Here is a 20,724-nt window from a genome sequence, read left to right as displayed (position 1 = left end):
CGAGGCCTCACCAAGGTGATCTAAGGTAAGGCTTATCTAATCAACTCACCCTGACGAGAGGTCCCCCGTGAACCCCAAGAAGCTCCTGGCGTCCCTCGGTGCGCTCACCCTCGCCGCCGGCCTCGCCGCCTGCGGCACCGAGGACGGCGACAAGGCGGACCGCGCCTCCGCCGGCGGCTCCGGCGCCTGGACGCCGGTGACCGTCGAGCACGCCTTCGGCTCCACCGTGATCGAGGAGAAGCCGGAGCGGGTCGCCACCATCGACTTCGCCAACCAGGAGGTCCCGCTCGCCCTCGGCATCGTGCCGGTCGGCATGTCCGAGATGACCTGGGGCGACGACGACGGCGACGGCGTCCAGCAGTGGACCGAGGACAGGCTGGAGGAGCTCGGCGCCGAGACCCCGGTCCTCTTCGACGAGTCCGACGGCTACGACTTCGAGGCCATCGCCGAGACCGAGCCCGACGTCATCCTGGCCGGCTACTCCGGCATGAGCGAGGACGACTACAACACCCTCAGCGAGATCGCCCCGGTCGTCGCCTACCCGGACCACCCCTGGGCGACCGAGTGGCGCGGCTCCATCCTGCAGAACGCCAAGGGCCTCGGCATGGAGGAGGAGGGCGAGCAGCTGGTCGCCGACCTCGAGAAGACCATCGCCGACGCGGTCGCGCAGCATCCCGAGCTCGAGGGCGTGACGGGCATGTTCATGACCCACGTCGACCCGTCCGACCTGAGCGAGATCAACTTCTACAGCGCGGCGGACACCCGCTCGAAGTACCTGCTCGACCTCGGCATGGAGATCGCGCCGAGCATCGTCGAGGCCAGTGGGGACAGCGGCGACTACGCAGGCTCGATCAGCGCGGAGCGCGCCGACGAGCTGGCCGACGTCGACGTGATCATCACCTACGGCGGCCAGGAGCTCGTCGACGCGCTCGAGGGCGACCCGGTCCTGTCCCAGCTGCCCGCGGTCAAGAACAACGCGATCGTGAACCTCGACGGCGAGGGCAAGGCCATCGGCACCGCGGCCAACCCGACCGCGCTCTCTGTGCCCTATCTCGTCGAGGAGTACGTGACGCTGCTGGCGAAGGCCGCGGCGTACACGACCCGGTGAGCACGACCCATCCGGTCGAGGCGCCCGTCGGGACCGCTGCGCTGCAGCGGTCCCGGCGGGCGCGCGGCGCGTGGCTCGCCGGGCTGACCGTGGCGCTCCTGGCGGCCTGCGCGCTCTCGATCGTCCTCGGCTCGCGCGACGTGGGCTGGAGCGACATCTGGGCCGGTCTCACGGGCGACACCGACAGCTTCGCCCGGGCGGCCGTCGCGAAGCGGGTGCCGCGCACGGCCCTGGCCGTGATCGCAGGCGCCGCCCTCGCGGTGTCGGGCCTGGTGCTCCAGGGCGTCACCCGCAACCCGCTCGCCGACCCGGGGATCCTCGGCATCACGACCGGCGCCTCGTTGGCGATCGCCGTCGGCATCGCCTGGTTCGGGCTGTCCACGGCCACCGGATACATCTGGGTCGCGATCCTCGGCGCCGCCGTCACGGCGGTGTTCGTCTGGACCGTCGGCTCCCTCGGACGCGGCGGCAGCACGCCGCTCAAGCTCACCCTCGCGGGCGCGGCCACCGCGGCGGCGCTCTCGTCCTTCGTCACGGCAGTGGTGCTGCCCCGTCCCGACATCTCGGAGAACGTGGTCTCCTGGCAGATCGGAGGCGTCGGCGGCGCCACGGACGACAAGATCTGGCAGATGGGGCCCTTCCTGCTGGTGGCCGCCGTGCTGTGCCTGTGGTGTGCCCGCGGCCTCAACATGCTCGGTCTCGGCGACGACCTCGCGGCCGGGCTGGGCGAGCACGTCCTCCGTACCCGGCTGCTCGCCTCCCTCGGCGCCGTCGTCCTCGCCGGCGCGACGACCGCGATCACGGGGCCGATCGCCTTCGTGGGTCTGGTCGTCCCCCACTTCTGCCGGCTCCTCGTCGGCGTCGACCACCGCTGGCTGGTCCCGTTCAGCGCGGTCGGCGGTGCGATCCTGCTGGTCCTCACCGACGTCGTCGGTCGGGTGGTCGCGCCCCCGTCCGAGGTCGACGTCGGGATCATCACGGCGCTCATCGGCGCCCCGATCTTCATCGCCGTCGCGCGTCAACGGAGGGTGAGGGAGCTGTGAGCACGATCGAGGGGACCGCCGTCGCACGCGTCCGGCACGGGCGGCGCGCCCGGAGCCGACGCCGGGCGACGCTGCTCGCCGTCCTCGTGCTCCTGGTCGTGGCGGCGTACGTCGCCAGCCTGATGCTCGGCTCCACGGTGTACCCGATCCAGGACGTGGTCGCCGTGATCCTGGGCCAGGAGCCTCCTGGGGCGCAGTTCATCGTCGGTCGCCTCCGGCTGCCGCGCGCCAGCCTCGCCGTGCTCGTCGGGCTCAGCTTCGGACTGGCCGGCGCCACCTTCCAGACCCTGCTGCGCAACCCCCTCGCCAGCCCGGACATCATCGGCGTCACCGAGGGCGCCAGCGCCGCCGCCGCGGTCGCCATCGTGACCTTCTCGCTGAGCGGCATCGTCGTCTCCTGGGTCGCCGTCGCCGCGGGCACCGGGGTCGCCCTGCTGATCTACCTGCTGGCCTACCGCCGCGGCGTCGCCGCCGGGACCCGCCTCATCCTCATCGGCATCGGAGTCGCGGCGATGATGCAGAGCGTCATCTCCTGGCAGCTCGAGCGGGCTCGCAACGTCGAGCTCGCCGAGGCCCTGCGGTGGCTGACGGGCAGCCTGAACGGCGCGCTGTGGCGCGACGTGCTCCTCGTCCTCGTCGCGCTCAGCCTCCTCGGCGGCGTCATCCTGGTCCAGGCACGCCACCTGACGGCGTCCCAGCTCGGCGACGACGCTGCCGCAGCGCTGGGCGTCCGCGTCGAGCGGATGCGCCTGGTCACCATGGTCGCCGCCGTGGGCCTGGTCTGCTTCGCCACCGCGGCCGCGGGACCGATCGCCTTCCTCGCGTTCCTGTGCGGTCCGATCGCCGCCCGGGTCGTCGGCCACCGCGGCTCCCTGCTCGTCCCCGCCGCGCTCGTCGGGGCCCTGCTCACGCTCGTCGCCGACTTCGCCGGCCAGCATGCCTTCGGCACCCGGCTGCCGGTCGGCGTCGTCACGGGGGTCCTCGGCGCGCCGTATCTCATCTACCTGATCGTCCGCGTCAACCGGGTCGGAGGAAGCACATGAACCCGTCAGCCACCGCACGGCCGCCCGCACGGCCGCCCCGCCTCGAGATCGAGCGGCTCACGCTCGGGTACGGCGACCGTGAGGTCGTCCACGGCCTCGACCTCGTCATCGCGCCGGGCGAGGTGACCGCGATCGTCGGTCCGAACGCCTGCGGCAAGTCGACCCTGCTGCGCTCGATGACGCGGCTCCTCGCGCCCCGCGCGGGCCGGGTGCTGCTGGACGGCGAGGCCCTGCACACGCTGCCCGCCCGCCAGCTGGCCCTCCGGCTGGGACTGCTGCCCCAGTCGCCGATCGCGCCGGAGGGCATCACGGTCGGCGACCTCGTCGGCCGGGGACGGCACCCGCACCAGCGGGCCTTCGCCCGCTGGTCGCACGCCGACGACGTGGCCGTGGCCGCGGCGCTGGAGGCGACCGGCACGCTCGACCTCGTCGACCGCGCGGTCGACGAGCTGTCCGGCGGCCAGCGCCAGCGGGTCTGGATCGCGATGGCGCTGGCCCAGGAGACCGAGATCCTCCTCCTGGACGAGCCCACCACCTATCTCGACGTCAGCCACCAGGTCGAGGTGCTCGACCTGCTCACCGACCTCAACCGCGCCCAGGGCACCACCATCGTGATGGTGCTCCACGACCTCAACCTCGCGGCGCGCTACGCCGACCACCTGGTCGCGCTCCGGGAGGGGACGCTCTACGCCGCGGGCCGTCCGCAGGACGTGCTGGACCCGACGCTGGTCGAGGACGTCTTCGGACTGCCGAGCACCGTCATCGAGGACCCCGTGTCCGGCAAGCCTCTGATGGTCCCGATCGGCCGCCACCACGCCACTGCGGCGGCGCGCTGACCGGCCGGACGCATCGGGCGGGTCAGCGCGGGCGGTGGCGCTCCACCGCCACCACGCGGCCCTTGCGCACGTGCAGGACCAGCATCTCGCCGGTGTCGAGGCCGGCGTCGGGGTCGACCTCGATCCCCGCGGCGTCGTACACGAGCGGCAGCACGGGGCGATGCGTGCACAGCACCCCGCCTGCCTGGACGTCGAAGAGGTCCTCGACGACCCGCTCCACCGCCTGCGGCGTGGCGTGCTCCTCGCTGAGCCGCGGGCGCAGGTCCAGCGGGAGGCCGGCGGTCTCCGCGTAGGGACGCACGGTCTGCACGCAGCGGGTGCTGGTCGAGGTGAGGATCCGGGTGACGTCGTACGCCGCCAGCAGGGGAACCAGTCGGTCGGCGTCCAGCTCGCCGACCTTGACCAGCGTCCGGCCCGAGTCGGGGCCCCGCCACGCGCTCCGCGCGCGGGCCTGCCCGTGGCGCAGCACGACGACGGCGTGGGTCCGGCGTCGCACCCGCAGCGCGCGGGCGAGCGTCTCCCGGTCGTGCTCGTAGGTCAGCCGACCGGGTGCCTCGGCCACCGGCACCCAGGCCACCTCGTCGATCTCGTCGTTGGGCCGGTACGCCGCCACGTCGTCGTCTCCGACCACCCGGCCGGTCCAGTAGTGCACGGTCTTCGTGCGCTGTCCGACCGGGTAGCGCTGGGACGGCAGCGGCGGGCCGAGCCGCACGTGGAGACCGGTCTCCTCCGCGACCTCGCGCACCGCGGCCGCGACCGGGTGCTCGCCGCGGTCCAGCTTGCCCTTGGGGAACGACCAGTCGTCGTACTTCGGACGGTGCACGAGGAGCACCTCACGTCGGGGACGGAACACGACCACGCCGGCAGCGAGGATGTCGGGCACGGGGCCCAGCGTAGGGCCCGGGGACCTAAGGTACGGGCATGCGCCGCCGCTGGATCGTGCTCACCGTGGTCGCGGCCCTCGTCGTCGCGGCGGCGGTCGTGCTGGTCGGGCGGCTGCTCGGCGGGGACCGCTCCCGGCTCGCGGAGGCCCTCGCGCTGGCACCGTCGTCGGCCGTCCGGTTCAGCTGGACCGACTGGGCCGGGGTGCGCGAGGAACTCGGCGCCGAGCTGTCGGCGTCCTCGTCCGGGACCGACGTGGACGACCTCCTCGCGGAGGCGTTCGACCGGGACCTGTCGTCGACGACCGCGCTCGACGAGTCGGCCGCGACCCTGCAGGAGGAGCTGGGCTTCTCCCCCGCGACGATCGACTGGGAGCTGTTCACGCAGGGCCCGGACGGAGCGATGGTGATCATGGGCCTGCCGGACGGCTTCGACCTGGCGGGGCTGCGCGAGCGGCTGCGCGCGGTCGGCTTCTCCGAGCCCGACGACGCCGCCGGCGTCTGGCGGGGCGGGGTCGACCTCCTCGAGGGGCTGGGCGGGCCGGTCACCCCGGAGCTGGCCGCGCTGCAGGTCGACGAGGAGGCCGGTCTCCTGGTCGGCAGCGACGACCCGGCCTTCCTCGAGCAGCGCGCCGACCTGGCCCGCGGCCACGACGACGACGGCGTCAGCGAGGTGGCCGACGCGGTCGGCTCGGCGCTGAGCGCCGCGGTGGCGACCGGTGACCAGGCCTGCTCGTCGCTGGCGATGACCGACGCCGACCCCGCCGACCGGACGCGCGCGAGCGAGCTGGTCGAGCAGGCGGGCGGCGTCCACCCCCTGACCGGCTTCGCCATCGCGGCACGAGCCGGCGGCGAGGTCCGCGTGGCGATGGCCTTCGAGACCGAGGACCAGGCCCGGGCCGACGCCGACAGCCGGTCCCGGCTGGCCGCCGGCCCCGCCCCCGGGCAGGGCGGCAGCTTCCCCGAGCGGTTCACCCTCGGCAAGGGTGACGTGGTCGCCTCGGGCCGGGTGCTCACGATGGACCTGACCCCCGTCGAGGGCTCGTTCGTCGTCTCGGACCTCAGTCACGGGCCGGTGCTCTTCGCGACCTGTTGACGGGGCGAGGCCAGCTGTAACTAACTGTTCGTGCTGCTACCTGACCCGTCTACTGGTGCGGTAGCAGCACGAACAGGTAGTTACAGCTGGATCCCGACCGCGCGCCGACGGCTCAGTGCAGGACCCCGAGGATCCGGTCGATCTCCTCCAGCGAGAGGCGGTCGTCGGAGGCGCTGGCAGCGATGATGAGGTTCGTCGTCAGCTCGACCTCGCTGAGCAGGTCACCGTCCTCGAGGGTGACATCGAACTGGTCGGACATCCTTCCCCTCCCTCGAGCCGTACCCAGCGCGGTATTCCGATCCCATGATCCCCCGCGGGCCCCGGACCAAACCCAAAAGTTCCGGAAAAGTTTGACCGCTCGCGGCGCCGCTGAAAACGGCGTGAGGCCCCGCCGGGCGGCGGGGCCTCACGGAAGACGAGGTCTCCTCGGACGAGTGGTCAGAGGGGACGGACGTTCTCCGCCTGCGGGCCCTTGGGGCCCTGGGTGACGTCGAACTCGACCTTCTGGTTGTCCTCCAGCGACTTGTAGCCGTTGGTCTGGATCGCCGAGTAGTGGACGAAGACGTCGTCGCCGCCACCCTCCTGCTCGATGAAGCCGAAGCCCTTCTCGGCGCTGAACCACTTGACGGTGCCCTGAGCCATGTTGCTCGTCACTCCTCGTATCGGGGCGAGAGCCGCCACCTCGACGGCCCGCAGCGGCTGCGATGACACGTCGCTCCGATGCGTGATGCCAACACCACAAACCAGATACGCCGTCGGCCACAGACTCCGCAGGCGTTCACCTTCGAGAACTGCAGCCGCTGCGATGTCGACCCTACCAACCGGGGACGAGGGCGGAACCTCCCTGTGGGCACGAACTTCGGATCGCCCATGAAGGTTCTGCAACACACCGATGACGGCCCGGAAAACCGCGCCGGCACTGGTCATCCTCCGCTCAGGGGTGCGCCGCCGCCCGGCCGGCACGGCGGCCGAAGAAGGTGCCGTCTCCGAGCGACGTGCCGCTGACGTAGCCCTCGCCGTGGATGCCGGAGGTGGCCCGTCCCGCGGCGTACAGACCGGGCACCGGCACGCCCGCGACGTCGAGGACGTGGCCGTCCACGGAGGTGCGCAGGCCGCCCAGGGTGAACCCGGAGACGCCCGTGCCGCCGCGGGGGCCGGTGCCGTCGGGGTCGAATCCGCGCCGGGCGTCGACGGCGGCGTACGGCGGCTCGAGCGGGCGCAGCCAGCGCGGGTCCTTGTGGAAGAGGCTGTCCTCACCGGCGGCCGCGTCGTGGTTGTAGCGGGCGACGGTGTCCTCGAGGGAGCCGGGCGGCAGGCCGAGCTCGGACTCGACCTCGGCGAGGGTCTCGGCGACGACGGCCGGCCGGACGCCCCAGCGCTCGCGCTCGGGGACGTCCTCCCATCCCTTCTCGTCCACGAGCGTGAACCACGGGCCCGGCCGGTGCAGGACGGCCGCCTGGCTGAAGCGGCCCGGGTAGACGTCCTCGTTGACGAAGCGCTGGCCGCGGCCGTCCACGAGCAGGCCGCGTACGGCGAGAGCGGGCACCACGGACAGCGCGATCTGCGTCGCCGCCATCCGGCGGACGGACCCGCCCGCGGCGATGCCGAGCCGGATGCCGCTGCCGTCGTCGAGACCGTCGCTGACGACCCCGTGCCCGACGAGCACGGGCGCATGGTCGGCGACCATCGCGGTGTCGTCGGCGAAGCCGCCGGTCGCCAGGACGACCCCGCGCCGCGCCCGGTAGGTGACCTCCTCGCCGAACCGGCGGGCGCGGACGCCGGTCACCCGGCCGGTCCCGTCCTGGAGGAGCCCGGTGGCGCGGGTGTCGGGATGGATGTCCACGCCTGCGTCGCGGGCCGCGGTCGTCAGCCGGTCCATGAGCAGCCAGCCGCCGTAGCCGTCGGTGGCGGGACGGTGGCCGCGCGGCACGGGGCGGGCCACGGTGGTGAACGGCCAGGCGTTCTCCCCGAGCCACATCAGCCCGTCGGCGGTGGGGGGCAGCCAGGACACCCCCTCGAAGAGGCTCGGGTTGAAGGCGAGCCCGAGGGAGCAGAGCCAGTCGAAGTGCTCGACGCTGCCATCGCAGTAGAGCCGCAGCTTGTCCGCGTCGGGGTGCGGACCGAGCGCCTCGCGGAGGTAGGCGTACATCTGGTCCGGGTCGTCGTCGACGCCGCAGGCCCGCTGCAGCGCCGTACCGCCGCCGAGGTAGAGCTCGCCGCCGGACACCGCGGACGACCCGCCCGGTGCGGCCCGGTCGAGCGCGACGACGGAGGCGCCGGCGCGGGCCGCCTCGATCGCCGCGGAGGCGCCGGCACAGCCCATGCCGACGACCACGACATCAGCCACGACATCGGCCACGACATCGGCCACGACATCGGCCAGGACGTCCGTCTCGACGTCCACGTCGCTCACCGGGGGACGAAGGCGGCGAGGGGCTCGGAGCCGGACCAGTCGTGGCCCCAGTAGCTGTCCGCCGTGATCTCCTCGGCGGTGTACGACGTCTCGTCGACGAGCATGCCGTCCCAGCCGTACTCGATGTCCCAGCCGCCGGGCGCCCGGACGTAGAACGAGATCATCTTGTCGTTGGTGTGCCGGCCCAGCGTCGAGGAGATCGAGAACCCGCGCCTGTTCACCTCGTCGAGCGCCCGGCCGACGGCGTCGAGCTCGTCGACCTCGACCATCAGGTGGACCATCCCGGGTGCCTCGTCGTGCGGCGCGGGGCAGATGGCCAGGCTGTGGTGGCGGCGGTTGATGCCGAGGAACTGGATCCGGCGGTCGCCGGGGACCTTCATCGAGCCGCGGGGCAGGAAGCCGAGCACCTCGGTGTAGAAGGCGGTGGTCTCCTCGGGCGCCGTCGTCGGGAGGACGACGTGGCCCATGCCCTCGGCACCGGTGTGGAACCGCTGCGCCCACCTGGTGACGACCGGGCTGTGGTCCAGGACCGGCCCGCAGAACACCTCCAGCACGGTGCCCGCCGGGTCCTCGAACGCGATCGCCTGCTCGACGCCGCGCTCCGCGCACTCCTCGGCGCTCAGCGTCTTGACCCCGCGGCCGGAGGCCTCCACGTCGACGGCGACCCGCGCCAGGGCGGCGCTGTCGCGCACCTCCCAGCCGACGGCCTGCACCCGGTCGGTCTCCCCCGGCAGGACGAGGAGCCGCGCTCGGCGCTCGTCCATCCGCAGGTACAGCCCGTCCGGGTCGGGGCCGGTGCCCTCGGCGAAGCCGAGGGCGTCGATGGTGAGCTCGCGCCAGCGAGCCAGGTCCGTGGCCTGGACCCGCAGGTAGCCGAGTCCGCGCAGGTGGGTCATGGGTGTCTCCTCAGATCATCGAGCGGAGCGGACCGGCCGGCGGCTCGAGACCGAGGTCGCCGAGACCGGCCGCGTGGAAGGTCGGGCCGGGGACGTGGATCGCGTGGGCGAGGCCGGTGTGCGCGTCGCGCCAGAAGCGCTGGATCGGGTTGTCCATCCGCATCGCGTTGCCGCCCGAGCGGGCGACGACCTCGTCGAGAGCGCGGACCGCGCGCCAGGCCGCCTGCACCTGGGTACGACGCCCGGCCGCGCGCTCCGCGAAGGTCGGCGCGTGGCCGCGGGCGACCGCGTCGTACATCCGGGTGACGTTGTCGACCAGGGCGGCGCGCGAGGCGGCGATGTCGGCAGCGGCCTCACTCAGGGCGTAGAGCGCGTAGGGGTCGTCCTTGCTCGCCGCGCCGGAGACCGTCGTACGCGAGGCCTGCCAGGCCGCATGGTGGGCGAGGGCGCCCTCGCAGATGCCGATGACCGCCGAGGTGATGCCGAGCGGGAAGACGCAGGAGAACGGGACGTGGTAGCCGGTGTCGGTGAGACCCGCCTCCTTCGCCGCGATGCCCTCGGCGACCTTCGTGTACTCCAGCACGCGGTAGGAGGGGATGAAGGCGTCCTCGACGACGATGTCCTTGGAGCCGGTGCCGCGCAGGCCGACGACGTCCCAGCTGTCGGGCACGATCGTGTAGTCCGCGCGCGGCAGGATCACGTGCATCATCGTGGGCGGCATGACCGGCGCACCGTGGGCGTCGCCCATCATGGCGCCCAGGAAGATCCAGTCGCAGTGGTCGGTGCCGGAGGAGAACTGCCAGCGCCCCCGTAGCGTCCAGCCGCCGTCGACGGGGGTCAGCACGCCCATCGGCGCGTAAGGCGAGGCGATCCAGGTGTCGGGGTCGCTGCCCCAGACCTCCTCCTGGACCCGCGGGTCGGCCATGGCCATCTCCCACGGGTGGACGCCGACGATGCCGGCGACCCAGCCGGTCGCGCCTTCGAGCTGGGCGATCCGCATGACCGTCTCGGCGAACTCGGCCGGGTGGGCCTCGTAGCCGCCGAAGGCCTTGGGCTGCAGCAGCCGGACGACGCCCGACTCCTTCAGCACCTTGGCCGCCTGGTCGTCGAGCTGGCCGAGCTGCTCGTTGGCCGGACCGAGTGCCGCCAGCTCGTCGGAGTGCTCCTCGATCGCGGCGAGCACGGTGCCGCTGGTCTGGTCGGTCATGCGAGTTCCTTCCGAGGCGGGCAAGGGGTGGAGACGGGTGTCGGAGACGACCTCACGCTCCCAGCGGTCGGGGGTGCGTGGAGGTCGTCTCCCGCTGACCGGGACCGGGCTTCAGGGGCGGGTGAGGAACGCGAGCACGGCCGCCTCCCACGCCGTCTGCTGCTCGATCATCGCCCAGTGCCCGCAGCGCGGAAGGACGTGCAGCTCGGCGTTCGGGATGGTGCGCATCGGCACCAGCGCCATGTCCACGGGGCTCACCCGGTCGTCGCGGCCCCAGGTCAGCAGGACCGGCACGGCGATCTTGTGCAGCATGGCCCAGTACGGCGGCCGGTCGCTCGCCGCGGCCATCCGCGCGCGAGCCGCGTTCGCCTCGCGGCCGTACATCCGCCGCGCGGACGCGAGCGTCTCGGGCTCGGTGGCCAGGTCCCAGCGCTGCTGGACCAGCTCGTCGGTGACCATCTTCTGGTCGAACACCATCGACCGCAGCCACTGGACCAGGCCCTCGCGGGTCGGGCTCTCGACGAAGTCGGTGAGCCGCACGATGCCCTCACCCGGCCCGGAGCCGAGGAGGTTCGTGCCGATGCCGCCGACGGTGACGATCCGGGTGAACAGGTCGTCGCGGGCGATCGCGAGCTGGGCCGCGACCACCCCGCCCATGGAGTTGCCGATCACCGGCACCGCACCGAGCCCGAGGCCCTCCAGGAAGCGGACCACCGCCGGCCCGGCCGCGGCGAGCGGCGAGTCCTCGATGTCGTGGCTGACGCCGAAGCCGGGCAGCTCGAGCACCAGGCAGCGGAAGTGCTCGCCGAGCGCGGGCAGGTTCTGGTGGAAGTTGCGCCAGCCCGTCACGCCGGGCCCGGAGCCGTGCAGCAGCAGCAGCGGCGGGCCGTCGCCGTACTCGTGGTAGACGAGGGTGCCGGCGTCGGTCGCGAGCTCGCGCCGCGTGGCGTCGTACGACGGCGTGCTCACGCGTCCGCCTCGACGGGAATCGCGACGCGGCTGAGCACGTAGCCCTCGAAGCCGTTGTCGCGCGCCTCGTCGCAGGCCCTGCGGTAGGTGCCGAAGCCGCCGATGTAGGGCATGAAGGTGCGGGTCTTGCCCTCGATGTTGGCGCCCATGTACCAGGACGCGGCCTTGGTGAAGAGGGTGCCTTCGGCGACCTCGCCGAGGTGCGCGGTCCACTTCTCCGCGGCGTCCTCGCGCGGCTCGGCCTGGTCGATGCCGTGCTCGCGGCAGAAGTCGATGAGCGCCATGCCCCAGTCGACCTGCTGCTCGGTGTGCGTCGACATGTTCGCGAGCACCGACGGGCTGCCGGGACCGTTGAGGGTGACCAGGTTCGGGAACCCGGGGATGCCGAGCCCGAGATAGGTCTGCGGGCCGTGCTCCCACTCCTCGGCGAGCACCGCACCTCGGGCGCCGCGCAGGTCGATGGCCGTGAGGGCGCCGGTGAGCGCGTCGAAGCCCGTCGCGAAGACGATGACGTCGAGCTCGTACGACGCCACGTCGGTCTTGATGCCCCAGGACGTGACCTGCTCGATGGGGGTGCGCCGCAGGTTGACCAGCTCGACGTTGTCCCGGTTGTACATCTCGTAGTAGCCGGTGTCGGTCACGATCCGCTTGGTGCCGATGGGGTGGTCCTTGGGGATCAGGTCGTCGGCGACCTGCGGGTCCTTCACGATCGAGCGGATCTTGGCCTCGGCGAACTCCCGGGCGTAGTCGTTGGCCACGATGTCGGTGCTCTGGTCGGGGAAGGTCTTGGCGAAGAGCACCCCTCCCTCCTGCCAGCGCGCCTCGAAGGCCGCGCGGCGCTCCTCCTCGCTGACCTCGGTGGCCTTCTTCGGGTGGGTCGTGCTCAGGGAGCCGGCGGGGGCGTAGCGGGAGGCCTCCCGGCGCTGCGGGTAGGTCTCCTGGACGTGCTGCCACTCCTCCTCGGTGAGGGGGCGGTTCCGTGCGGGCACCGTGTAGTTGGCGGTGCGCTGGAAGACGGTCAGCGACTGGGCCTGCTCGGCGATGATCGGCGCGGCCTGGATGCCGGAGGAGCCCGTGCCGATCAGGCCGACCCGCTTGCCGGTGAGGTCGACCGGCTCCTCGGGCCACTGCGCCGTGAACAGCTGGGTCCCGGCGAAGTCGTCGATGCCGGGCAGGTCGGGGCGGATCGGCGCCGACAGGCATCCGGTCGCCATCATGAGGAAGCGCGCCCGGTGCTGGGCGCCGTCGTCCAGGGTGACCGTCCACAGCGAGGCGAGCTCGTCGAAGTGGGCTGCGGTGACCCGCCGGCCGAAGGTGAAGTGGCGGCGCAGGTCGTAGCGGTCGGCGACGTGGTCGAGATAGGCGCGGATCTCCGGCTGGGTCGCGAACCGCTCGGTCCACTTCCACTCCCGCTCGAGCTGACGGTCGAAGGAGTAGGAGTAGTCGACGCTCTCCACGTCGCAGCGTGCGCCCGGGTAGCGGTTCCAGTACCAGGTGCCGCCCACGCTCTCACCAGCCTCGACGCCGACGACGTCCAGGCCGCGCTCGACGGCGCGGTACATCGCGTAGATGCCGGCCAGGCCGGCGCCGACGATGACGAGGTCGCGGGGGCGGTCGGTGGGTGTGTTCATGGGATGTCTCCTGGTGGTCGAGGTCAGGCGCTGACGCGCAGCAGGCGGCGGAGGTCGGCGTAGAGCAGCTCGCGCGCGCTCGCGCCGGCTCGGAGGGCGAGGATCGTCGCGAAGCCGTGGAAGAGCCGGGGATAGGTGCGCGCTACGACCGGCACGCCGTCGGCGACCAGGCGCTCGACGTACGCCTCGACCTCGGTGCGCAGCGGGTCCGCCCCGGTGACCACGACGACGGCGGGCGGGAGTCCCGTCAGGCTCGCCGCCCGGCTCGGCGCGACCAGCTCGGGGGGATCGGGCAGGCGGCGCTCGGGGCCGAGATACTGGTCCCAGTACCAGCGCATCGCCGCCGCGGTGTTGAAGTGGCCCTCCGCGTAGGTGTCGTAGCTCGGGGTGTCGCAGGCCGGGTCGACGACGGGGTACAGCAGCGCCTGCCCGGCCAGTGCCGGGCCCCCGCGGTCACGGGCCAGGAGCGCGACGACGGCGGCGAGGTTGCCGCCGGCGCTGTCCCCCGCGACGGCCACGCCGTCGGGGTCGGTGCCGAGCTCGTCGTGCCGCTCGCTCGCCCACAGCAGCGCCGCGTAGGCGTCCTCCGCGGCGGTCGGCGCCGGGTGCTCCGGGGCCAGCCGGTAGTCGACGGACACGACCACCGCCTCGACCGACTGGGCGAGCTGGCGGCAGAAGCCGTCGTGACTTTCGAGATCGCAGAACACGAAGCCGCCACCGTGGAGGAAGAGCACGAGGGGGCGGCGTACGTCGGCGTCGCCATGGGGCCGGTAGACCCGGGCGCCGATCGTGCCGCCGTCCACGGGGATCGTGACGTCCTGCGTCGAGCGGACGTCGTCGAGGTTCGTCGGCGCGACCTGGCGCGCCTTCGTCGCGGCGCGCGCCTCGGCGCCGGTCATCGTCTCCACGGCCGGGAAGCCCTCGTTGAGCAGCGCGAGGAACCCGGCGACCTCCTTGTCGAGCATGCGGCGAACGTAGGCAGCGGCTCGGCCCGGCGCCGGGCCGGTCCCGTTGGCCGGGACCGCGGCGATGCGGGTCGGAACATTCCTTACCGTCCGATGTCATGAGCGCCCTCGCCTTCTCCCCGTCCCCGCTCCCCCACGAGGTGCTGGAGCCGACGCCGGACACCATGCGGCGTGCGATGGGCGCCTTCCCGAGCGGCGTCACGGTCGTCACCGCGGTCCACGACGGCGAGCCCGTGGGCTTCACCTGCCAGTCCTTCGCCTCGCTCTCGCTCGAGCCGCCGCTCGTCCTCTTCTGCGCGACCCGCGAGGGTCGGGCGTGGGCCCGGATCCGTGAGGCCGGCTCGCTCTGCGTGAACGTGCTCGGCGAGGACCAGGTCGAGATGTGCCAGCGCTTCGGCTCGCGCACCGGGCTGCGCTTCGAGGGCCTCGAGTGGACCCTGTCGCCGTACGGCGGGCCGTCGCTGCCGGGTGCGGTCCTGCGCGTGCATGCGAGCCTCGAGACCGTGCACGTCGCCGGCGACCACGACATCGCCATCGGGCGGGTGCGGGGACTGGAGCTGAGCAGCGCTCCTCCGCTCGTGTTCCACCGCGGGCGGTTCGGCCTGGAGGCACCGAAGGCGGGCTTCGCCCACTGGGGTGAGCATGACTTCTGGAGCTGACTTCCGGCGCTCCACCGGCGTCGCACGGGCCTAGGATGAGCGTCATGGCGATCGCGTCGAAGAAGGGCGAGCGGGACGGCACCGACGCCCCCGTCTCGATGGTCGCCCGGATCGCGCTGATCATGCGCGTCTTCGACGAGCCCGGTGCGCGCTTCCGGCTCGACGACATCGCGACCCGCACCGGCCTGCCCCGGTCCACGGTGCACCGGATCCTCGACCAGCTCCTCGCCACCGGCTGGATCCAGCGTCGTCCCGACGGCTACTCCCTGTCGGCGGGCGCGTCGACCGCCCGCCACTCCCCCGCGGAGCACCCCGAGCTGCGCTCCGTCGCCGCGCCCGTGCTCAACCGGCTGCATCTCGACACCGGCCTGGTGGTGCATCTCGGCGTCCTGCTCGGCTCCGACGTCCTCATCCTCGACCGGATCGCCGGTCGCACCGCGGGCGGCGCCGCCGGCGCCGCGTCCCGCGTGGGCGGCCGGGTCCCCGCCCACGCCACCGCGCTGGGCAAGGCCATCGTCGCCCTGCTGCCCGGCGAGGAGATCGACACGCTGTTCCGTCCCGGCCTGCCGAAGCGCAGCCCACGGACCATCGACGACCTCCCCACGCTGCACCAGGAGCTGGGACGGATCCGGGCCCGTCGCGGCCTGGCCTACGAGAACCAGGAGCTCGTCCTCGGCACGGCCGCCCTGGGCGCCGCCGTACGCGACTCCGAGGGGCTGCTCGCCGCGATCTCCGTCGGCGGCCCGGTCGCCCTCGAGAAGCTCGAGCGCCTCGGTCCGCTCATGCTCCGCGCCGCCGCCCACATCACGCAGCGGCTCTCCGGCCGGGACGAGATCGCCGACCCGGTCCGGCCGCAGACCGACGGCGTCCTCGGCCGGCTGCTGCGGACGCTGCCCGCCGACGGCTGGGTCTGACCTCTTTGGGCTGGCCTCGGCCCAGGAGGGGTTGAGTCGTCACTTCCGACCGCCCGAGTCGTCACGTGCGACCCGTTGAGTTGTCGGTGTTTGCTCGCGGCGCCTGGGGCGGATTCACCACGGGATGTAGGCGAACCGGAGGTTCCCGTGCGGAACTCCGCCGGGGAAGTGCGGGTACGCCTACATCCCGTGGTGAATCGGCCACCGGGATGGCCGCGGCCCCCTCAGCGAGGAAGGGGCCGCGATCACCACCACCGGTCCCCCACGTCGAGCCCGTACGCCCAACGGCCGAAGATCGACAGCGTCTGGTCGACGGAGTTGGCGGCATTGGTCGCGGCCACCTGGGCATCGCGCCACGCTCGCTGGAGCGGGTGGCGTCGCTCCCAGGCCTCGGGGCCCGCCGCGTCGAGGAAGGCGCCGATGGCGCGCAGCGCGCGCTCCGCGGCGAGGGACTGGTCGCGGCGGGCGCGGACGGCGCTCTCGGTGTCGGGCGGCTCGTTGCGCTGCGCGCGCTCGAGCAGACGCTCGAGGTGGCCGGTGAGCTGGCGCCAGGCGACGTGCAGGTCGGTGGCCGCTCGGGCCACGGCGGGAGCGGCGGCGGCCTCGGGCCGGTCCGCCAGGAGCGCGGCGTACGCGCCCTCGGCCGCGCCGATCACCGGCACGGCGACGGCGTGCGTGTGGATGACGCTGTAGGGCATCCGGTAGAGCGGTGCCACCCCGGCGGCCCAGGCGGGGTCCTCCTGGAGCAAGCGCTCCCGCGCCCCGAAGGTCCGGTACGACGGCACGAAGGCACCCTCGACCACGACTCCGTCCGCGCCGACCCCCCGCAGGCCGGTCGGGTCCCACCGCTCCTCGATCCGGTAGTCGCTCGCCGGCACCAGGGTGTTGACGAAGTCGACGGGCTCGCCCTGGTCGTCGAGGAGGAGAGCCCCCAGCACCGCCCACGACGCATGGTGGATCCCGGTCGCGGTCCGCCAGCGCCCGGACAGCCGGTAGCCGCCCTCGGTGGGGGTCAGCTGCCCGTCCGGCGTGTACGACGACGCGAGCAGCGCCCGCGGGTCTGCTCCCCACACCTCGGCCACGGCCCGGTCGTCGAAGAGCGCCAGGTGCCACTCGTGCCCACCCAGGACCGAGGCCACCCAGCCGGTGGCCGGGCACGAGCGCGACAGCAGCCGCACGGCGCGGAAGAAAGTCACCGGGTCGGCCTCGAAGCCGCCGTACCGCTCGGGGCGCAGCATCCGGAACAGCCCGATCCGGCCGAGCCGGTCGACGACCTCCGCGTCCACGGCGCCGTTGATCTCCACGGCCGCGGCGTCGCGGGCCAGGTCGGGCAGCATCGCCCGGACCTCCGCGATGATCGCGTCGGTCGCCTCGCTCACCCGTTCCTCCTCGTCTAGGGTCGGGCTGACTGCACTAAGGAGATCAGCACCCTTGCATACCCACACTGCGCTGCGCGACCGCGTCGAGGACCTGATCCCCCGCATCCGCGAGGAGGCAGCGCGCACCGAGGCCGAGCGCCGGATCCCGACCGAGGTGCTGGCCGCCCTGCTCGACGCCGGCGCCTTCGCCCTGGTCCCCGCCGCCGAGCGCGGCGCGCGGGAGGCCGAGGTGCTCGAGCTGGTCCGCGCGGTCGCGGGCGCCTGCGGCTCCACCGGCTGGGTGACCGCCGCGGGGGGCGCCGTCTCGTGGCTCCTCGACCTCTTCCCGCCGGCCGCGTGGGAGCGGCTCGACGACGTCGTGGACCCGCTGGTTGCCTTCAGCCCCGAGCTGTCCGGCCGGCTGACCGGACCCGACGACGCGCTCGTGCTGAACGGCTCGTGGACGACGGTGACCGGCGCGGCCCAGGCCTCGTGGCTGCTGCTCGGCGTACGCCGCCACGAGGTGCCGGGCGAGCCCGGGCGCGCGGGTCTGGTGCTGGTCCCCGTCGAGGACTGCGAGCTGTCCGAGCCGGTGGACACCGTGGGCCTCACCGCGTCGGGCGCCCAGGACGTCCGGGCCCGCGGGGCCGCGATCCGGGTGGGCTCGTGGGCCGACGCCGAGCACCGTGCCGCGCAGCTCCGGCCGGTCGGCACGATCGCCGCGATGGCCCTGGTCGGTGCCGCCGCGGGTGCGCTCGTCACCCATCTCGAGCAGTCGCGGCAGCGCCTCGCCCTCTCGCACGGCGGGGAGGACGTCACCGCTCTCGACCTCTCCCCGGCCCGCATCGCCCGCGCGGCGTCGCTGCTCGACGGGGCGGCGCTCGTCCTGCGCGAGCAGGCTGCCGGGCATCACGACCCCGACGACCAGCCGCGCGACCCCTTCGAGGACCAGCTCTACGCCGTGGACCGCGCCGTCGAGACGACGGCCCTGGTGTTCGCCAGCCTCCGGGCCCATGCCCTCGACAACGACGACCCGGTGGCGCGGCTGTGGCGCGACGTGCGGGTGGGGGGCTATCACGCGCGGGCTCTGATCAGCCGGCTGCGCGCGCTGGGCTGAGCGCGATCCCGGTCCCGGTGCCCAGAGGGTCGCCCGGGCCGGTGCGAGTCAGCTGCGTCGTACGCCGGAGGGGATCCTCGGCGACCGCGGCGAGGACGGCGTCCAGATCGTCGCGGGCATGCAGGAAGTGGCCGCTCAGGCCGTCGTACGCACCGGACAGCAGGGCGGCGACCTTTCCGGCGACCAGGCTGGCCGGGAGCCAGGCCTCCTCGGGCCACGCCTCGGAGCCGGTCATCTGCGCGCTCATGTCGGTGCGCACCAGGCCGGGACTGATGTCGAAGAGCGCGACCCCGGTCCCGTCCAGCTCCTCGGCGAGCAGCGCGCTGAGCCGCAGCAGGGCGCCCTTCGAGACCCCGTACGCCGAGAAGGGCACCGAGGCGGTGGTGTCGAAGGCCATCCGGGTGCTGAGGTTGACGACGCGGCCGCCGCCCGCCTCCACCATCGCCGGGAGCAACCGGCGCAGGAGCAGAGCGGGTCCGCGCAGGTTGGTCTCGAGCACCTGCCACCACGCGTCGACGTCCTGCTCGAGGAAGGGCACGCACGGCCCGTACACGGCAGCACAGCTGACCAGCGCCTCCACCGCACCGAAGCGGTCCTCGACCTGCGCGCACACGCGTTCGACGTCGTCCGGCTCCGTGACCGAGCCGGCGACGGCGATCGCGTCGGCCCCCGCCTCGCCGGTCAGCCGCTGCGTCTCCTCGAGCTCGGCCCGGGTGCGCGCCATCAGGCCGAGGCGATGGCCCTCGGCGGCCAGGGCACGGGCGACCTCTCGGCCGATCCCCCGGCCGGCGCCGGTCACGACGACCGTCGACATCGCTGCTCCCCTCAGCCGAGGAGCGCGGCCGCGAGCTCGTCGCCGAGCAGGGCTCGCGGCGAGATGCCCGCCGTCCAGCCGCCATCGACCGCGATCTCGGCGCCGGTGGTGTACGACGCGTCGTCGGAGAGCAGGTACGTGATCGCGCCGGCGATCTCCCCGGCGCCCGCCACGCGGCCCACCGGAGCGGGAGGGTAGTTGCCCTCGCCCTCGACGACACCGGCGCTCTCGACGGTCATCGGCGTGTAGACCATCCCCGGGTGCACCGAGTTGACCCGGATGCCGCGATGCGCGAGCTCGAGCGCGGCGACCCGGGTGAGCCCGCGCAGTCCCCACTTCGTCGCTGCGTAGGTCGCGGTCAGCGGCAGGCCGACGAGGCCTCCGGCGGAGGAGACGTTCACGATCGAGCCGCCGCCCGCCTCCCGCATCACGGGGATCACCGCCTGCATCCCGTGGAAGACGCCGCTGAGGTTGGTGGCCAGGATCCCCTCCCACGCCTCCTGGGACTCCTGCTCGAAGGGTGCGGCGGTGGCACTGCGGCCGGCGTTGTTGACGAGGCCGTCGACCCTGCCGTGGCGTTCCGCGACCTGGTCGAGCAGCACGCGCCAGCTCTCCCGCGAGGTGACGTCGTGCTGCGCGAAGTGCGCACGACCGCTGTCCAGCTCGGCGAGTGCGTCGGCGCCGCGCCCGCTGTCGCGGCCGGTGACCACGACGGTGCCGCCCTCCTCGAGCACCCGCGCCGCCGCGGCCAGCCCGATGCCGGAGGTGCCCCCGGTGATGACGACGACCTTGCCCTGCAGCCGGTTCTCCAGCGTGCCCATCCTCTTCCCCCTTGTCGTTCGGTGTGTCGGCATCGTGAGACGCAGGACACATCCGCGCGCCGGTTGTCCCGTTCGCCAGGACATGCCCGGGACAGAGGGGACGTGGGGTCAGGCCGCGACCAGTGCGGACCGCAGCGCGGTGAGCTCCTCGGGCGTGAGGCCGTGGCGGAGCAGGAACTCCGCTCCCCCGCCGTACGTCGCCCGCAGCGCGTCGACGAACGAGGCGATGGCGGTGCCGTCGACGGCGAACACGCCCTGGCCCACGGTGGGGAGGTTGCGGTAGGCGGGGATCCGGACCAGCCGCGCGCGCACCTGGTGCGCGCGCTCGGAGGTCAGCGCGTAGTCCGCCGCAATCACCTCGGGCGCGACACCGACCGCGTCCAGCAGCACGGCGGCGATGACGCCGGTGCGGTCCTTGCCGGCGGCGCAGTGGAAGACGACCGCGTGCTGGTCGGGGTCGGCGATGATCCGCGCCGCCTCGACGAACGACTCGGTGCTGCCGGCGAGCAGCTGCCAGTACAGCGCCCCGAGGTCGGCGCTCGTGCCCGACGGCACGACCACGTCGAGCAGGGTCGCGTCGGCCTTGCGCACCGGCAGGTTCACGACCCGCAGCCCCGCCTCGCCGAGCAGGCCGTGCCCCTCCCGGGCCGCCTCGTCGGGCAGCCGGAGGTCGATCACCGTCCGCAGGCGTCGTACGTCGACCAGTTCGGCCACGTCCTCCGCGCTCGCCTCCTGCAGCGTGCTCGCGCGGTAGGCGACCCCCGCGCGCGTCGTGCCGCCCCCCGCGACCGGCAGGCCGCCGAGGTCGCGGACGTTGTCGACCTCCGCCAGGTCGAGCCACCGGGTGGCCTCGCTCACCGTGTCCACTGTTCCTCCGTCGCCAATGCGCTCGTGCGTGGGCTGATGCGCTCACGATCCCGGCGCGACCTCTCCTGCCGCGCGTTCGTCCCGCT

General features: G+C 73.3%; 21 protein-coding genes. 8 read left to right on the top strand and 13 right to left on the bottom strand.

Going from position 1 to position 20,724, the window contains the following annotated elements:
- Positions 1–67 precede the first annotated feature (67 nt).
- From ACJ5H2_RS03030 to ACJ5H2_RS03015, 4 genes are read left to right on the top strand one after another with little or no spacing between them, the layout of a single operon-like run.
- On the top strand, positions 68–1,108 hold the full coding sequence (locus tag ACJ5H2_RS03030) for an iron-siderophore ABC transporter substrate-binding protein (RefSeq protein ID WP_408898083.1): 1,041 nt from the start codon (positions 68–70) through the stop codon (positions 1,106–1,108).
- On the top strand, positions 1,105–2,151 hold the full coding sequence (locus ACJ5H2_RS03025) for a FecCD family ABC transporter permease (RefSeq protein ID WP_408898082.1): 1,047 nt from the start codon (positions 1,105–1,107) through the stop codon (positions 2,149–2,151). Before ACJ5H2_RS03030 ends, ACJ5H2_RS03025 begins: the two co-directional genes overlap by 4 nt.
- Entirely contained in the window at positions 2,148–3,194 is a 1,047-nt protein-coding gene (locus ACJ5H2_RS03020; protein ID WP_408898081.1) for a FecCD family ABC transporter permease, read from the top strand. Before ACJ5H2_RS03025 ends, ACJ5H2_RS03020 begins: the two co-directional genes overlap by 4 nt.
- Positions 3,191–4,030 (top strand): ABC transporter ATP-binding protein, encoded by an 840-nt coding sequence (locus tag ACJ5H2_RS03015; RefSeq protein WP_408898080.1) that lies wholly within the window; start codon positions 3,191–3,193, stop codon positions 4,028–4,030. Before ACJ5H2_RS03020 ends, ACJ5H2_RS03015 begins: the two co-directional genes overlap by 4 nt.
- Before the next feature lie 22 nt (positions 4,031–4,052).
- Here ACJ5H2_RS03015 and ACJ5H2_RS03010 read toward each other — a convergent pair whose 3' ends face one another.
- Positions 4,053–4,913, bottom strand: coding sequence for an NUDIX hydrolase (locus ACJ5H2_RS03010; protein WP_408898079.1), 861 nt, complete (start codon positions 4,911–4,913; stop codon positions 4,053–4,055).
- A gap of 38 nt (positions 4,914–4,951) precedes the next feature.
- On the opposite strand from ACJ5H2_RS03010, the gene ACJ5H2_RS03005 reads away from it, so the two are divergent.
- Positions 4,952–6,007, top strand: coding sequence for a hypothetical protein (locus ACJ5H2_RS03005; RefSeq protein WP_408898078.1), 1,056 nt, complete (start codon positions 4,952–4,954; stop codon positions 6,005–6,007).
- A gap of 112 nt (positions 6,008–6,119) precedes the next feature.
- On the opposite strand, the gene ACJ5H2_RS03000 is transcribed toward ACJ5H2_RS03005, so the two are convergent.
- The 8 genes from ACJ5H2_RS03000 to ACJ5H2_RS02965 all read right to left on the bottom strand — a co-directional run bounded on the left by ACJ5H2_RS03000 (position 6,120) and on the right by ACJ5H2_RS02965 (position 14,088).
- Positions 6,120–6,266 carry a hypothetical protein gene (locus tag ACJ5H2_RS03000; RefSeq protein WP_408898077.1) on the bottom strand — a complete coding sequence of 49 codons (147 nt, stop codon included), beginning with the start codon at positions 6,264–6,266 and terminating at the stop codon, positions 6,120–6,122.
- A 179-nt stretch (positions 6,267–6,445) separates the two neighbouring features.
- Positions 6,446–6,649 (bottom strand): cold-shock protein, encoded by a 204-nt coding sequence (locus ACJ5H2_RS02995; protein ID WP_036550836.1) that lies wholly within the window; start codon positions 6,647–6,649, stop codon positions 6,446–6,448.
- 292 nt (positions 6,650–6,941) lie between these two features.
- Positions 6,942–8,420, bottom strand: coding sequence for an FAD-dependent oxidoreductase (locus tag ACJ5H2_RS02990; protein ID WP_408898076.1), 1,479 nt, complete (start codon positions 8,418–8,420; stop codon positions 6,942–6,944).
- Positions 8,417–9,316: a VOC family protein gene (locus ACJ5H2_RS02985; RefSeq protein ID WP_408898075.1), complete on the bottom strand. Its 900-nt coding sequence runs from the start codon at positions 9,314–9,316 to the stop codon at positions 8,417–8,419. The genes ACJ5H2_RS02990 and ACJ5H2_RS02985 overlap by 4 nt, the downstream gene beginning before the upstream one ends.
- A gap of 10 nt (positions 9,317–9,326) precedes the next feature.
- Positions 9,327–10,523 (bottom strand): hydroxylase, encoded by a 1,197-nt coding sequence (locus ACJ5H2_RS02980; RefSeq protein ID WP_408898074.1) that lies wholly within the window; start codon positions 10,521–10,523, stop codon positions 9,327–9,329.
- Between the two features lie 111 nt (positions 10,524–10,634).
- A complete protein-coding gene (locus ACJ5H2_RS02975) occupies positions 10,635–11,492 on the bottom strand; it encodes an alpha/beta fold hydrolase (RefSeq protein WP_408898073.1) in 858 nt (285 codons plus the stop codon).
- The gene (locus tag ACJ5H2_RS02970; RefSeq protein WP_408898072.1) at positions 11,489–13,123 is read right to left on the bottom strand and encodes a flavin-containing monooxygenase; all 1,635 of its coding nucleotides are present in this window, start codon (positions 13,121–13,123) and stop codon (positions 11,489–11,491) included. Before ACJ5H2_RS02970 ends, ACJ5H2_RS02975 begins: the two co-directional genes overlap by 4 nt.
- Positions 13,124–13,146: 23 nt before the next feature.
- The gene (locus tag ACJ5H2_RS02965; RefSeq protein WP_408898071.1) at positions 13,147–14,088 is read right to left on the bottom strand and encodes an alpha/beta hydrolase; all 942 of its coding nucleotides are present in this window, start codon (positions 14,086–14,088) and stop codon (positions 13,147–13,149) included.
- A 98-nt stretch (positions 14,089–14,186) separates the two neighbouring features.
- Here ACJ5H2_RS02965 and ACJ5H2_RS02960 point away from each other — a divergent pair, with 98 nt between their 5' ends.
- Positions 14,187–14,747: a flavin reductase family protein gene (locus ACJ5H2_RS02960; RefSeq protein WP_408898070.1), complete on the top strand. Its 561-nt coding sequence runs from the start codon at positions 14,187–14,189 to the stop codon at positions 14,745–14,747.
- Positions 14,748–14,791: 44 nt separating this feature from the next.
- Positions 14,792–15,661 carry an IclR family transcriptional regulator gene (locus tag ACJ5H2_RS02955; protein WP_408898069.1) on the top strand — a complete coding sequence of 290 codons (870 nt, stop codon included), beginning with the start codon at positions 14,792–14,794 and terminating at the stop codon, positions 15,659–15,661.
- A gap of 245 nt (positions 15,662–15,906) precedes the next feature.
- Here the strand turns inward: ACJ5H2_RS02955 and ACJ5H2_RS02950 are convergent, their stop codons facing one another.
- Complete coding sequence (locus ACJ5H2_RS02950) at positions 15,907–17,040, bottom strand: acyl-CoA dehydrogenase family protein (RefSeq protein WP_408898068.1); 1,134 nt, start codon at positions 17,038–17,040, stop codon at positions 15,907–15,909.
- A gap of 52 nt (positions 17,041–17,092) precedes the next feature.
- Between ACJ5H2_RS02950 and ACJ5H2_RS02945 the strand changes: the two genes are divergently transcribed.
- Complete coding sequence (locus tag ACJ5H2_RS02945; RefSeq protein WP_408898067.1) at positions 17,093–18,136, top strand: hypothetical protein; 1,044 nt, start codon at positions 17,093–17,095, stop codon at positions 18,134–18,136.
- Here ACJ5H2_RS02945 and ACJ5H2_RS02940 read toward each other — a convergent pair.
- The 3 genes from ACJ5H2_RS02940 to ACJ5H2_RS02930 form a co-directional block, all read right to left on the bottom strand.
- Positions 18,111–18,950: an SDR family NAD(P)-dependent oxidoreductase gene (locus ACJ5H2_RS02940; protein WP_408898066.1), complete on the bottom strand. Its 840-nt coding sequence runs from the start codon at positions 18,948–18,950 to the stop codon at positions 18,111–18,113. The two genes, ACJ5H2_RS02945 and ACJ5H2_RS02940, sit on opposite strands and share 26 nt — an antisense overlap.
- An 11-nt stretch (positions 18,951–18,961) precedes the next feature.
- Positions 18,962–19,771, bottom strand: coding sequence for an SDR family oxidoreductase (locus tag ACJ5H2_RS02935; RefSeq protein WP_408898065.1), 810 nt, complete (start codon positions 19,769–19,771; stop codon positions 18,962–18,964).
- Between the two features lie 108 nt (positions 19,772–19,879).
- Positions 19,880–20,629, bottom strand: a complete 750-nt coding sequence (locus tag ACJ5H2_RS02930) for a tyrosine-protein phosphatase (RefSeq protein WP_408898064.1) — start codon at positions 20,627–20,629, stop codon at positions 19,880–19,882.
- Positions 20,630–20,724: the final 95 nt, after the last annotated feature.

It is taken from the genome of Nocardioides pymetrozini, assembly GCF_046058985.1.
Lineage (GTDB): Bacteria > Actinomycetota > Actinomycetes > Propionibacteriales > Nocardioidaceae > Nocardioides.
This window is presented reverse-complemented; position numbering and strand designations above follow the sequence as displayed.